This window comes from uncultured Jatrophihabitans sp., from assembly GCF_964246335.1.
GTDB lineage: Bacteria > Actinomycetota > Actinomycetes > Mycobacteriales > Jatrophihabitantaceae > Jatrophihabitans.
This window is the reverse complement of the sequence record NZ_CAXTQF010000054.1, coordinates 1-12,503: the sequence shown is the minus strand read 5'-3', so window position 1 is coordinate 12,503 and position 12,503 is coordinate 1. Positions and strand designations below refer to the sequence as shown.

11 protein-coding genes and 1 pseudogene (1 of these 12 running past the window's edge) are annotated in these 12,503 nt (G+C 70.6%); 9 read left to right on the top strand and 3 right to left on the bottom strand.

Features of this window, described 5'->3' with window-relative positions; all coding sequences use genetic code 11:
- From ACFFCN_RS14300 to mdh, 8 genes and pseudogenes are all read left to right on the top strand, one after another.
- Positions 1–680, top strand: a pseudogene (locus tag ACFFCN_RS14300) (DUF6350 family protein); it begins 669 nt to the left of the window's first position.
- Between the two features lie 10 nt (positions 681–690).
- Positions 691–1,269, top strand: a complete 579-nt coding sequence (gene purN, locus ACFFCN_RS14295; RefSeq protein ID WP_375492652.1) for a phosphoribosylglycinamide formyltransferase — start codon at positions 691–693, stop codon at positions 1,267–1,269.
- On the top strand, positions 1,266–2,837 hold the full coding sequence (gene purH / locus ACFFCN_RS14290) for a bifunctional phosphoribosylaminoimidazolecarboxamide formyltransferase/IMP cyclohydrolase (protein ID WP_375492650.1): 1,572 nt from the start codon (positions 1,266–1,268) through the stop codon (positions 2,835–2,837). Before purN ends, purH begins: the two co-directional genes overlap by 4 nt.
- 9 nt (positions 2,838–2,846) lie before the next feature.
- Positions 2,847–3,410, top strand: coding sequence for a pentapeptide repeat-containing protein (locus ACFFCN_RS14285; protein WP_375492649.1), 564 nt, complete (start codon positions 2,847–2,849; stop codon positions 3,408–3,410).
- Positions 3,411–3,501: 91 nt separating this feature from the next.
- Positions 3,502–4,272, top strand: a complete 771-nt coding sequence (locus tag ACFFCN_RS14280) for a hypothetical protein (RefSeq protein ID WP_375492647.1) — start codon at positions 3,502–3,504, stop codon at positions 4,270–4,272.
- A 26-nt stretch (positions 4,273–4,298) separates the two neighbouring features.
- Positions 4,299–5,159, top strand: a complete 861-nt coding sequence (locus ACFFCN_RS14275; protein ID WP_375492645.1) for a bifunctional methylenetetrahydrofolate dehydrogenase/methenyltetrahydrofolate cyclohydrolase — start codon at positions 4,299–4,301, stop codon at positions 5,157–5,159.
- Positions 5,110–5,442, top strand: a complete 333-nt coding sequence (locus ACFFCN_RS14270) for a DUF3017 domain-containing protein (protein WP_375492643.1) — start codon at positions 5,110–5,112, stop codon at positions 5,440–5,442. The genes ACFFCN_RS14275 and ACFFCN_RS14270 overlap by 50 nt, the downstream gene beginning before the upstream one ends.
- A 52-nt stretch (positions 5,443–5,494) precedes the next feature.
- Positions 5,495–6,460 carry a malate dehydrogenase gene (gene mdh, locus ACFFCN_RS14265; RefSeq protein ID WP_375492641.1) on the top strand — a complete coding sequence of 322 codons (966 nt, stop codon included), beginning with the start codon at positions 5,495–5,497 and terminating at the stop codon, positions 6,458–6,460.
- Here the strand turns inward: mdh and ACFFCN_RS14260 are convergent.
- A complete protein-coding gene (locus ACFFCN_RS14260) occupies positions 6,457–7,122 on the bottom strand; it encodes a TetR/AcrR family transcriptional regulator (RefSeq protein ID WP_375492640.1) in 666 nt (221 codons plus the stop codon). The genes mdh and ACFFCN_RS14260 overlap by 4 nt on opposite strands.
- Positions 7,123–7,188: 66 nt before the next feature.
- Here ACFFCN_RS14260 and ACFFCN_RS14255 point away from each other — a divergent pair, with 66 nt between their 5' ends.
- Positions 7,189–9,123 carry an MFS transporter gene (locus ACFFCN_RS14255; protein ID WP_375492638.1) on the top strand — a complete coding sequence of 645 codons (1,935 nt, stop codon included), beginning with the start codon at positions 7,189–7,191 and terminating at the stop codon, positions 9,121–9,123.
- A 90-nt stretch (positions 9,124–9,213) separates the two neighbouring features.
- Here the strand turns inward: ACFFCN_RS14255 and ACFFCN_RS14250 are convergent, their stop codons facing one another.
- Complete coding sequence (locus ACFFCN_RS14250; RefSeq protein WP_375492636.1) at positions 9,214–10,653, bottom strand: ATP-binding protein; 1,440 nt, start codon at positions 10,651–10,653, stop codon at positions 9,214–9,216.
- A complete protein-coding gene (locus tag ACFFCN_RS14245; protein ID WP_375492634.1) occupies positions 10,653–12,335 on the bottom strand; it encodes an FAD-dependent oxidoreductase in 1,683 nt (560 codons plus the stop codon). The genes ACFFCN_RS14250 and ACFFCN_RS14245 overlap by 1 nt, the downstream gene beginning before the upstream one ends.
- Positions 12,336–12,503: the final 168 nt, after the last annotated feature.

The following is a 12,503-nucleotide window of genomic DNA, read 5'->3' as shown; positions in this document are numbered from 1 at the left end:
GGGCACTGGTCGTCCATCACGGACGGGTCGGCGAGTTGTCCGACGTCGTCGGCGGGGGCTGGTCCGCCGCGCCTGTCCTGGCGCTCGGGCTGCTCGCCGCGCCCAACGCGGTCGTGGCCGGGGCGTCGTACCTCGCCGGACCCGGGTTCGCCGTCGGCACCGGGAGTTCGGTCTCGCTGGTCTCGACGACGCACGGCACGCTGCCCGCCTTCCCGGTGCTCGGCGCGCTCCCGACCGGGCACGGCGCCAGCTGGCCGGTGTGGACGCTCGCCGCCGTCACCTGTCTCGCCGCCGGCGCGTACGCGGCACGCGGCGCCCGCAGGTTCGGCGCCGGGATCGGGCGGTGGCGGGTGCTCGGCGCGGCCGCCGGCGTGGCGGCGCTCGCCGGAGTCGTGCTCGCGTGGCTGGGCGGCGGCTCGGTCGGCTCTGCGCAGTTGAGCGCCGTCGGGGCCTCACCATGGCAGTTCGGGCTGGCGTTGGGCGTGCAGGTCGGCGTCTTCGGTGCGCTGGCGATGCTCGTCGCAGATGTCGCCGGCATGGTGCGTCGGCGCAGCGCGGAGACCGAGCAGCCGCTGCTGGCCGTCGTGGGCGATGCCGCGCGGTCGTCCGGGCGCACACGCGGGCACAGCGCCGACACCACTGGCAGCACCGGCAAGGACGGCGACAAACTCGCTGGATAGGGTGGTCGGCGTGCCCACGCAGGCCGATGCCGAGCCCCGTCTCGTCGTCCTCGCGTCCGGTACCGGCAGCACCCTGGCGGCCCTGCTCGACGACGACGTGCTCGGCCGCGCGGTCGTCGCGGCCGGCACCGACCGGCCCGGCTGTGCAGCGATGCAACGCGCCGCCGACGCCGGCGTGCCGACCTTCGCGCTCGCGCTCGACGCCTGCCCGGACCGCAGCGCCTGGAACGCCGAACTCGCCGAGCTCGTCGCCGCGCACGAGCCGGACCTCGTCGTGCTCGCCGGCTTCATGCGGGTGCTCGCGCCGTCGTTCGTCGCCCGCTTCCGCATCGTCAACACCCACCCGGCGCTGTTGCCGGCCCATCCGGGTGCACACGCGATCCGGGACGCACTGGCGGCCGGCGACGCCTACACCGGCGTCACCGTGCACTGGGTCGACGACGGCGTCGACACCGGGCCGGTGATCGCGCAGGTCGAGGTGCCGGTCGAGGCGGGCGACGACGAGCAGACCCTGCAAGCACGCATCCAGGCCGCGGAGAAACCCCTCTACGTCGCCACCGTCCGAAAGCTCTGCGAGGAGATTGCATGACCAAGATCGCGATTCGGCGCGCGCTGATAAGCGTGTACGACAAGAGCGGCCTGGACGACCTGGCTCGGGGGCTGCACGAGGCCGGCGTCGAGATCGTCTCCACCGGGTCGACGGCCGCGCGCATCCGCGACCTCGGCGTGCCGGTGACGGCCGTGGACGAGGTGACCGGCTTCCCGGAGATCATGGGTGGCCGGGTCAAGACGCTGCACCCGCACGTGCACGCGGGCCTGCTGGCCGACCAGAACAACCCGGAGCATGTGGAGACCATCGCCGGGCTCGGCATCGAGTCGTTCCAGCTGCTCGTGTCCAACCTGTACCCGTTCGCGCAGACGGTGGCGAGCAGCGCGTCCGAGCCGGAGATCATCGAACAGATCGACATCGGCGGTCCGGCCATGGTGCGGGCCAGCGCGAAGAACCACGGGTCGATCGCGGTCGTCACCGATCCGAACCGCTACGCCGAGGTGCTGGAGGCGGTGCGCGACGGCGGCTACGACCTCACCGCGCGCCGGCAACTCGCCCTCGCCGCGTTCCGGCACACCGCCGCCTACGACATCGGCGTCGCGTCCTGGCTGGGCAACGTCGTCGCGCCCGACGACGAGGTCGACGGCACGGCCACCGGCTTCCCGGGCTGGGTGGCCGAGAGCTACGAGCGGGCCGCGGTGCTGCGCTACGGCGAGAACCCGCACCAGCGCGCGGCGCTCTACGTCAAGCCCGGCGAGGTCGGCGGAGTCGCCGGCGCGGAGCAGCTGTCCGGCGCCTCGATGAGCTACAACAACTACGTCGACGCCGACGCCGCCTGGCGGGCCGCGTACGACTTCACCGCGCCGTGCGTCGCGATCATCAAGCACGCCAACCCGTGCGGCATCGCGATCGGCCGCGACGTCGCCGAAGCGCACGCCAAGGCGCACGCCTGTGACCCGGCGAGCGCCTACGGCGGCGTGATCGCGACCAACGGCACGGTGACGAACGAGTTCTGCGAACAGATCGCGAAGGTGCTCACCGAGGTGATCGTCGCCCCCGCCTACGACGCGGACGCCCTGCAGCGGCTGAGCAAGCGCAAGAACACCCGCGTGCTGCTGGCCCAGCCGCGCCCCGCCGGCCCGACGGTGGAGCGCCGGCCGATCTCCGGTGGCCTGTTGCTGCAGACCGCTGACGCCATCGACGCGCCCGGCGACGATCCCGCGGCGTGGACGCTGCAGGCCGGCGACGCGGTGGACGACGTGACACTCGCCGACCTCGTCTTCGCGTGGCGTGCGGTGCGCGCCGTCAAGTCCAACGCCATCCTGCTCGCCGCCGACGGCGCGACCGTCGGTGTCGGCATGGGGCAGGTCAACCGCGTCGACTCGTGCAAGCTGGCCGTGGCACGCGCCGGCGAGCGGGCCGCCGGATCGGTAGCGGCGTCCGACGCGTTCTTCCCCTTCGCCGACGGTGCGCAGGTGCTCATCGACGCCGGGGTGCGGGCGATCGTCGAGCCGGGCGGCTCGATCCGCGACGAGGACACCATCGCCGCCGCAAAGGCTGCGGGCGTGGCGCTGTACTTCACCGGCGCGCGGCACTTCTTCCACTGACATCCGGTCGTGTTCGACGCGCCGGGCGAGACCTGGACGGATCGTGAGTTCGACGGCGAGAACTTCGTCGAGTCCGACCTCGCCGACCTGACGACGACGGGCTGCACGTTCGTGGGCTGCGATTTCGCGGACGCGAACCTCACGCTCTCCAGGCATTCGAACTCGACGTTCGTCGCCTGCACGTTCGGCGGAGCGCGGCTGACCGACGCCCGGTTCGACGGGTGCAAGCTGACCGGTTCGATGATGGTCGATGCGCAGGTGCGTGGCACGACATTCACGACGTGCGATCTGACCCGAACCGCGCTGGGCGGGCTGAAGCTGCGCGGGCGCGATCTGTCGCAATCCCGCCTCACCGAGGCGAACCTCGTCGACACCGACCTGCGCGAGTGCAGTTTCGCCGGGGCCGATCTGCGCGGCGTCCGCCTCGGCAACACCGATCTGCGCGACGCGGATCTGCGCGGGGCCCTGCTCGACGTCTTCGACCCGCGTCTGGCCGATCTGCGCGGCGCGCACATCGACGTGGGGCATGCGATGTTGCTGGTCGGCGTCTTCGGCGTCCGCCTCGGTGGCTGAGGTTACGTACGGACAGCCCGGGGTAAAGTTGATGTTAACTGATTGAGATTCCTCATCGCGGGTGCCGGCCCGCGAAATGGGAGGCAACGCCATGACCTACCCGCCGCCTGGTTCACCGACCCCGCAGCAGGGTTCACCGACCCCGCAGCAAGGTTCGCCGACCCCGCAGCACGGTTCGCAGGGCCAACAGGGCCCGCAGCAACCCCCGCAATCGCGGCCGGTGGCGCCGAGCTGGCAGACGCCCCCGCAGCAGCCGGTGACCCAGGGTTGGCAGGCGCCCCCGCCCCCGCCGCCGCAGCCGACGCCGGCGCAGCGGCCGCCGTCGGTCGCCTGGTTGATCCCGGCCGCTGCGCTGCTCGCCGTGATCGGCGTGTTCACGCCGTGGTTCAGCCCGACCGGCACATATCACGGGCACCTGGCGCTGCGCGCCGAGTCCGACCTGTACTCCTGGAAGGACGGCAAGATCGGGCTGCTGGCGCCGATCCTGCTCGTCATCGCCGGTCTCGGCGTCGCGGGCCTGATGCGCGGCAAGGTCGTGAGCCGCTTCGAGCGCGGCGCGCACGGACCGGTGGCCGCAGCGGCGCGCAACAGCATGATCGTCGGTGTGGTCGCCCTCGTCACGGCGGGCATCGCGTGGTTCCTCGTGCCGAACCAGTTCAACAACATCCCGTCCGACGCCGGCGGCAGCTGGGACGGGGCGACGCGGATGGGCATCGACATGTCCCGCGGGCCGCAGATCGGCTACTGGTTGACCATCGCCGCTGCGCTGCTCGCGATTGTCGGCGGCGCGCTCATGTACGCGATGCGCGACAAGACCGCACGGCCGAACAACGGGCCCGCGACGTACACCCCGTCGCGGTAACGGACCGGCTGGCACAATCGGCCAGCGTGAGCGCCACCATCCTCGACGGCACAGCAACGCTCAAAGCGATCAAGGACGAGCTCGCGCACCGCGTGAGTGCCCTGGCCGAGCGCGGAATCCGTCCCGGGCTGGGCACCGTGCTGGTCGGCGACGACCCCGCGAGTCGCTGGTACGTCAACGCCAAGCACAAGGACTGCGCGGCGATCGGCATCACCAGCATCCGCCGCGATCTACCCGCCGACGCGTCGCAGCAGCAGGTCGAGGACGTCGTCGCCGAACTGAACGCCGACCCGGACTGCACGGCGTTCCTCGTCCAGCAGCCGACCGGCTTGGACGAGTTCGCGATCCTCGCAGCCGTCGATCCGGCGAAGGACGTCGACGGGTTGCACCCGACCAACCTCGGCTGGCTCGTGCTCGGCAAGCCGGCGCCGCTGCCGTGCACGCCCACGGGCATCATCGAACTGCTGCGTCGTTACGACGTCCCGCTCGCGGGCGCGAACGTCGTCGTCATCGGCCGGGGCATCACCGTCGGCCGGCCGCTCGCGCTGATGCTCACCCGGCGCAGCGAGAACGCCACCGTCACGGTGTGCCACACCGGGACGCGCGACCTCGCCGAGCATGTCCGACAGGCCGACATCGTGGTCGCCGCGGCCGGTTCGCCGTCCCTGGTGACCGCGGACATGGTCAAGCCGGGCGCAGCCGTGCTGGATGCCGGGGTGAGCCGGGTGGACGGCAAGATCGCCGGCGACGTCGCTCCGGATGTTGCCGAGGTCGCCGGCTTCCGCACCCCGAATCCCGGCGGTGTCGGGCCCATGACGCGCGCCATGCTGCTGCGCAATGTCGTCGAGGCGGCCGAGCACGCTGCCGACGCGCCCGTGCACGCCTGACGTGCTCGGCCGGGCGTGGCGCTGGGTCCAGGAGCAGAGCGCGTTCCTGCTCGTCCTCGCGATCCTGCTGGCCGCGTTCTGCTACCTCGTCGTCAATCCGGGGGAATGGCGCCCGGCCACCGGCGTCGTCGCGGTGTCCGCCGTCGTCGCGGGGCTGCTGCGCCTGGTGCTGCCGAGCGGGCGGGCCGGTCAGCTGGCCGTCCGCGGCCGGATCTTCGACGTCGTGTGCTACCTCGTCATGGGTGTCGCAATGCTCGCCGTGGACATCCGGCTGCATACCTGACCGGGTAGTGGCATAGCCTCCGAATCAGTTGCAGCGACGACAGGGAGAACGCATGTCCGACACCACCCGCCACGGCAAGGTCACCGTCGTCGGCGCCGGCTTCTACGGGTCGACGACCGCCCAGCGGCTGGCCGAGTACGACGTCTTCGACACCGTCGTGCTGACCGACATCGTCGAGGGCAAGCCGGAGGGGCTGGCGCTGGACCTCAACCAGTCGCGCCCCGTCGAGGGATTCGAGACGACCGTCGTCGGCGCCACCACGACCGCCGAGGGTGACGGCTACGAGGCGACCGCCGGGTCCGACGTCGTCGTCATCACCGCCGGCCTGCCACGCAAGCCGGGCATGAGCCGGATGGACCTGCTCGAGGTCAACGCGAAGATCGTGCGTGGCGTGGCGGAGAACATCGCCCGGCACTCGCCGGACGCGGTGATCATCGTGGTGTCCAACCCGCTGGACGAGATGACGGCGCTCACCCAGCTGGCCTCGAAGTTCCCCAAGGAGCGCGTCTTCGGCCAGGCCGGCGTGCTCGACACCGCGCGGTTCACCAACAACGTCGCCGCCGAACTCGGCGTGCCGGTCAGCTCGGTGCAGACGCTCACGCTCGGCTCGCACGGCGACACGATGGTCCCGGTGCCGTCCGCATGCTTCGTCGACGGCAAGCCGCTCGCGGACGTGATGGCCGCGGACAAGGTCGAGGAGCTCGTCACCCGCACCCGCAACGGCGGCGCAGAGGTCGTCGCGCTGCTGAAGACGGGCTCGGCCTACTACGCGCCGTCGGCTGCTGCGGCACGCATGGCGCGCGCGGTCATCGAGGATTCCGGGCAGGTCATCCCGGTCTGTGCCTGGGTCGACGGCCAGTACGGCATCGACGGTGTGTACCTCGGCGTCGAGGCAGAGATCGGCCGCAGCGGCGTCAAGCGGATCGTCGAGCGTGACCTCACCGAGTCCGAGCTCGCCGGGCTGCGGGAGGCCGCTGAGGCGGTGCGCGCCAAGCAGGCCGACATCGCCAACCTCTAGGCCGCGCCGGCTAGCCGCAGCGCAGCGGTGACGTAGAGCTGCGTCATCTGCTGCGGCGTCTGTTGGCTGTCCGCGTGGTACCAGTCGGACGTGCGGCTGCACATGTCCAGCAGCATCACCGCGACGCGCGTGCGGTCCGCTGCACCGCCCGGCAGGTTCAGCTGACCGGCAGCGATCCCGTCGGCGAGCAGGTCGGCGAGCTGCGTGCGCAGGGCGCGGCGTCGTGCCACGACTGCCCGGTGCCGTTCCGGGGACAGGTGCAGGTATTCGCGGCGCACGACCTGCGCGAGCTCGGGTTGTTCGAGGTGCCCCGTAACGTACGCGCCGACGAAGGCGGCGAGCCGCGTCCGCGGGTCGGGTCCGGCCTCGGCCAGTGCATGGGCGACCCGGGTCTCCATGCGCGCGTGGCCGAGCCCGACCAACGCGTCGAGCATGTCGTCCTTCGACGCGAAGTGCCGGTAGAACGCCCCCGGCGTCAGGCGGCACACCGTCGTGATGTCGCGGATCGACGTGGCGGCGGCACCCTGCCGGTGGAACAGCGCCGCCGCAACGGCCAGCAGCCGACGGGCCGGCTCGCTGAACGTCGCAAGGTGTGGCTCGTCGGCGAACAGCTGCACGAACACGTCTACCTCGCGGTCCGTTGCGGCGCGGACGGTTGACATCGGCCCTCCGGTCGGCTGAAGTAAACAATCGTTCACATCATGGCGCAAATCACACAGGGGTGACGAATGGCGACGGTGACCGAGCGGCCGGTCCGGCGTACCGAGTTGGACCGCTATCCCAGCCCGGGGCGCCGATACCTGTGCCTCGGCATCGTGGTGCTGGCGACGATCGTTCTCTACTACCAGTTCTATCTGGCCGGTGCTGTGGCTGCGGGCACGGACGGCAAGAACGGCATCCTCGTCGACACGCACATGTCGTTCGTCTACTACGTCAACATCGCCGTCGTCGGTTACATCCTCGGCGCCATCGCCTCGTTCGTCACCGGCGTCGCGGACCGTGTCGGCCGGGTCAACATCATCACCATCGGCCTGGTGATCGTCGCGCTGCTGTGCCTGTTCGGCATCCCGCTCGCGGACAGCAAGATCGGCTTTGCGATCGTGTTCGCCGCGATCGGGCTCGTCGAGGGCGTCATCCTGGTGGCCACGCCGGCGCTGATCCGCGACTTCAGCCCGCAGCTGGGCCGCGCCTCGGCGATGGGCTTCTGGACGCTCGGCCCGGTGCTCGGCTCGCTGGTCGTCAGCATCCAGATCAGCAGCACCAGCAACTCCACGCCCTGGCACAACCAGTACGCCGCCGCCGGCATCGTCGGCCTGGTCGTCGCGGCGCTGTCCGCGATCTTCCTGCGTGAACTCACGCCGCGGCTGCGCGACCAGCTGATGGTCTCCGCGCGCGACCGCGCGCTGATCGAGGCCCGGGCCGCCGGCATCGATGTCGAGGCGTCGTTGCGCCACCCGTTCCGGCAGATGCTCAAGCCGGACATCGTGCTCTCGGCCTTCGCGATCAGCGTCTTCCTGATCATCTACTACGTTGCGGTCGGGTTCTTCCCGGTCTATTTCCAGACGATCTTCGGATACTCGCAGGACAAGGCGAACGGCCTCGGCAACTGGATCTGGGCTTTCGATGCCGCCGCGCTACTGATCATCGGCTACCTGTCGGACAAGGTGCGCGTGCGGAAGCCGTTCATGGTCATCGGCGCCATCGGCGCCATCATCATGACGGTGATCTTTGCGACGCGCGCCACCCACCCGGACACCAGTTACACCGCGTTCGTGGTGATCCTGAGCGTCCTGGCCGTGTTCCTCGGCGTGGCGTACGCGCCGTGGATGGCGAGCTTCACCGAGACCGTCGAGAAGCGCAATCCGGCGCTCGCCGCGACCGGCCTCGCGATCTGGGGTTTGGTCATCCGCATCGTCATCGCGGTGTCGGTGTTCATCGTCCCGCACATCGTGAACACCGTGTCCACGCTGGTCGAGAAGGGTCCGGTGGCGCAGCAGATCGCCGCCGCGCATCCGCAGGACATCGCCACCGCGCAGAAGATCGACAAGGCGACGAGCGCTGCGCTGTCGGCGAACCCGAACGACAAGGCCGCGCAGGCCAAGGCGCTCAGCGAGATCAGTGGCGTGCCCGAGGCCGACGTCGTGAAGGTGGTGACGATCTCGGCGCAGCACGGCCCCGCGCTGGCTGCTGCCCAGGCCGTCGACCAGGCGACGCTCACGACCCTCGCGCTGCGGCCTACGGACAAGGCGGCCGGCGCGAAGGCGGTCACCGAGATCGTGGCGAAGCTGCACATCACGCCGGCGGCGGCAGTCGCCCGGTTGCAGGATCTCGCGACCGTCCCCGCCGCGGATCTGCAGACCGTGCAGACGTCCGGGCCGAAGGTGGCTGCCGCGGCGGCGCAGCTGACGTCGCTGGGCAAGAACATCACCAAGTCCGATGCCGCGACGCTGAACGATGCGCAGAAAGCTGCGGCGGCGTCCCCGAAGCAGTGGCAGCACTACTTCTGGATCGCCGTGGGCGGTGAGGTCGTGTTCATCCCGTTGATCTTCCTGCTCACCGGGTTCTGGAGCCCCGGCCGGGCGCGTCGCGAAGAGCGGGAGCACGAGGCCATGGTGGAGCGCGAACTGGCCGCGCTGGGCAGTGCACCGCCGGTCGACGCCTGACTCGTGATCAATCCCCACTGCGCCTCGTCCCGGCAAGGCTCAGTGGGGATTCATCGCGCGGGCAGTCGGGATCACCGGCCGGTGCGGTGGTCAGGCGGGTTCGGCGACGCGCTCGGGTGCGCGGATCGGCAGCCGGACCCGGAACCGCGTGTCGCCCGGCGCGGACGTCACTGCGATGTCGCCGTGGTGCTTGTCGACCACGATGCGCCAGGAGATGTCCAGGCCGAGGCCGGTGCCCTCGCCCACCGGCTTGGTCGTGAAGAACGGCTCGAAGATGCGGCCGACGACGTCCTCGGCGATGCCGGGGCCGGTATCGCCGATCGTGACGTCGATGCAGTCGTCGTCGTGCTCGGTGTGCAGGGTGAGCGTGCCGTGGCCGTCCATCGCCTGCACCGCGTTGTCGATCAGGTTGGTCCAGACCTGATTCAGCTCGGCGCCGTAGACCGGGATGTTCGGCAGCGTGGGGTCGTACTCCTTGACGACCCGCACGTCCGAACCGATCTTGCGGCTGAGCATGACCAGCGTGCTGTCGAGCAGCTCGTGGATGTCGAGCACCTGGTTCGGCGCGCGGTCCATCTGCGAGTACTGCTTTGCGGCGGAGACGAGTGACGAGATCCGGGTGGCCGAGTCCTCGATCTCGTTCATCAGCAGCTCGGTCTCGAGCGTGTAGTTGAGCCAGCGGACGGCGCCTTCGAGCATGCCGTCGCCGACGGTCGAGGCAACGCGCTCGAGCCAGTCGACATCCAGGCCGGCCTGCACGAACGTCGGCGCGAGCTGGAAGCCGTCGCGGATGCCGTGCTCCTCGAACCAGTCCGACAGCACGTCCTCCCGGTCCGATGCCTCGAGCGGCGAGAGGTCCGGCGCCTTGCCGACCTGCTCGGCCGCGCGCTGTTGCAGATCCATCAGGGTCTCGAGCTGCGCGCGATCCCAGGCGCCGCCGGCGATGGCCTTGAGCTTCTGCCGCATGTGCATGACGCGATCGCGCAGCGTCGACGTCGCCCGCACCGCAGCGGCGGCCGGGTTGTTCAGCTCATGCGTCAGGCCGGCCGACAGCGAGCCGAGCGCCAGCAGCCGCTCGCGCTGACCGATCGTGGCCTGCCGCTGCTGGTTGCCGAGGAACAGGCCCTCCAGCAGATGCACGGCCATCGGGAACCACTCGTGCATGGCCGTGGCGAAGTCCTCGGCCGACAGCACGTAGAACCGCGCGGCGCGCAGAACGCGGACGCTCGCCTTGTACTGCTGCGACGCGCGGTCGCCGAGGTAGGAACCCCAGGCGCCGACGTACACGCCGCGCTGATCGGTGCGATTGATCTCGACGTCGTCGCTGCCGACGCGCCGCGACATCGTGATCTCGCCGTCGATCAGCACGTAGAAGCAGGTGGCGGGATCGCCCTCGGCGATCAGCGTCCCCGGTTCGTACAGCTCGATGCGGCCCCGGTTGCACAACCAGTCCAGCTGATCGTCGGCGAGCTTCTCGAACAGGAACAGGGTGCGCAGTTCGGCGGCGTCACACGGCAACGTCTGTGTCATCAGAGCCCCTCGAGGTAACGGTGCACGAGCATCACGGCCATCGCGCCTTCCCCCACCGCGGAGGCGACCCGCTTGGCCGACTCGGCCCGCACGTCGCCCGCCACGAAGACGCCCGGGACGCTCGTCTCCAGATGGAACGGATGGCGGTCCAGATTCCATCCCGCCGGCGGAGCGTCGGCCGTGCCGAGGTCCGGGCCGGCCAGCACGAAACCCCGCTCGTCACGGACCACCACGCCGTCGAGCCAGTCGGTGCGCGGCGCGGCGCCGATGAAGACGAACAGGTACGGCGCGTCGACGGTCTCGGTGGTGCTGTTGGCGTTGTCGCGCAACGTGAGGCGTTGGAGGTGACCGTCGCCGTGCGCCTCGGCGACCTCGGTGCAGGTGCGGACGTGGATGTTGTCGATCGCCTCGAGCTGCTGGACGAGGTAGTAGGACATCGAGGCCTGCAACGACGTCCCGCGCACCAGCAGCGTCACCGAGCGCGCGTGCCGGGCGAGGTAGACCGCCGCCTGCCCGGCGGAGTTCGCGCCGCCGACGATGTAGACGTCCTGGTCGACGCAGCCGGACGCCTCGGTCAGCGCGGAGCCGTAGTAGATGCCGCGGCCGGTGAGTTCGCCGCAGCCGGGTGCGTCGATCTTCCGGTACGAGACACCGGTGGCGAGGATGACGGTGTGCGCCTCGATCGAGTCGCCGTCGGCGAAGCGCACCGTGCGGGCGGGGCCGGCGACCTCGAGCGTGGCGGCGTCGCGGGTGGTGATCACCTCGGCGCCGAAGCGCACCGCCTGTCGCCGCGCCCGTTCGGTCAGTTGCGCGCCGGAGACGCCGTCCGGGAAGCCGAGGTAGTTCTCGATGCGCGAGCTCTGCCCGGCCTGTCCACCGGTGGCCAACCGCTCGATCAGCACCGTGCGCAGGCCCTCCGACGCGCCGTAGACGGCCGCGCCGAGCCCTGCCGGGCCGCCACCGATCACCACGACGTCGTAGAAGTCCTTCGCCGGCGTGGTGCTCAGCCCGACACGGCCGGCAATGTCGGCGTCGGACGGCGCGACCAACGCCGTGCCGTCCGGCGTGATCACCAACGGCAACGTGTGTTCGTCGGCCTCCGCGGCGGCGAGCAGCCGTTTCCCCTCCGGGGTCTCGCTGGTGTACCAGCGGTAGGGCACCTGGTTGCGGGCGAGGAACTCGCGGGTCTGCGACGAGCGCGCCGACCACCGGTGGCCGACGACCTTCGTCTCCGGCACGGGGTGGTGATCGGTGGCCGCCCACGCCTCGAGCTGGGCGTCGATCACCGGGTAGAGCTTCTCCTCCGGCGGGTCCCACGGCTTGAGCAGGTAGTAGTCGAGGTCGACGACGTTGATCGCGTCGATGGCCGCCGAGGTGTCGGCGTACGCGGTCAGCAGCACCCGCCGCGCGCCGGGGTAGAGGTCGGCGGCGGCTTCCAGGAAGTCCAGACCGCTCATGCCGGGCATCCGGTAGTCGGCCAGCAGCACGGCGACCGAGTCGCCGCGCAGCTTCATCTCGCGCAACGCATCGAGCGCCTTCTCGCCGGACTCGGCGCGCACGATGCGGTGGGTGTCGCCGTAGCGGCGGCGCAGGTCGCGGGCGACCGCGCGCGAGACGCCCGGGTCGTCGTCGATGGTCATGATGGAGGTCCGTGCGCCGTTGGCGTTGCCGGGACCGGTCATGCGTACTTCACAGTTCCAGCCTACGGGCGCCCGCCACCCCTTCTCGGTGATCAACAGCAGAAGTTGGTCGTCCGGGAGCGCATTACCGACTGTTGATCACCGAAGGGGGTTGCCGCAGGGCCACGGCGCGCGAGAGACGGTGCGCGGGAGACGGTGCGCGGGAGACGG

What these genes read in the sequence shown, in the direction of transcription:
- purH (WP_375492650.1), top strand. Translation starts at nt 1,266, where the DNA reads ATGACCAAGATCGCGATTCGGCGCGCGCTGATAAGCGTGTACGACAAG.
- ACFFCN_RS14280 (WP_375492647.1), top strand. Translation starts at nt 3,502, where the DNA reads ATGACCTACCCGCCGCCTGGTTCACCGACCCCGCAGCAGGGTTCACCG.
- ACFFCN_RS14270 (WP_375492643.1), top strand. Translation starts at nt 5,110, where the DNA reads ATGTCGTCGAGGCGGCCGAGCACGCTGCCGACGCGCCCGTGCACGCCT.
- mdh (WP_375492641.1), top strand. Translation starts at nt 5,495, where the DNA reads ATGTCCGACACCACCCGCCACGGCAAGGTCACCGTCGTCGGCGCCGGC.
- ACFFCN_RS14260 (WP_375492640.1), bottom strand. Translation starts at nt 7,122, where the DNA reads ATGTCAACCGTCCGCGCCGCAACGGACCGCGAGGTAGACGTGTTCGTG.
- ACFFCN_RS14255 (WP_375492638.1), top strand. Translation starts at nt 7,189, where the DNA reads ATGGCGACGGTGACCGAGCGGCCGGTCCGGCGTACCGAGTTGGACCGC.
- ACFFCN_RS14250 (WP_375492636.1), bottom strand. Translation starts at nt 10,653, where the DNA reads ATGACACAGACGTTGCCGTGTGACGCCGCCGAACTGCGCACCCTGTTC.
- ACFFCN_RS14245 (WP_375492634.1), bottom strand. Translation starts at nt 12,335, where the DNA reads ATGACCGGTCCCGGCAACGCCAACGGCGCACGGACCTCCATCATGACC.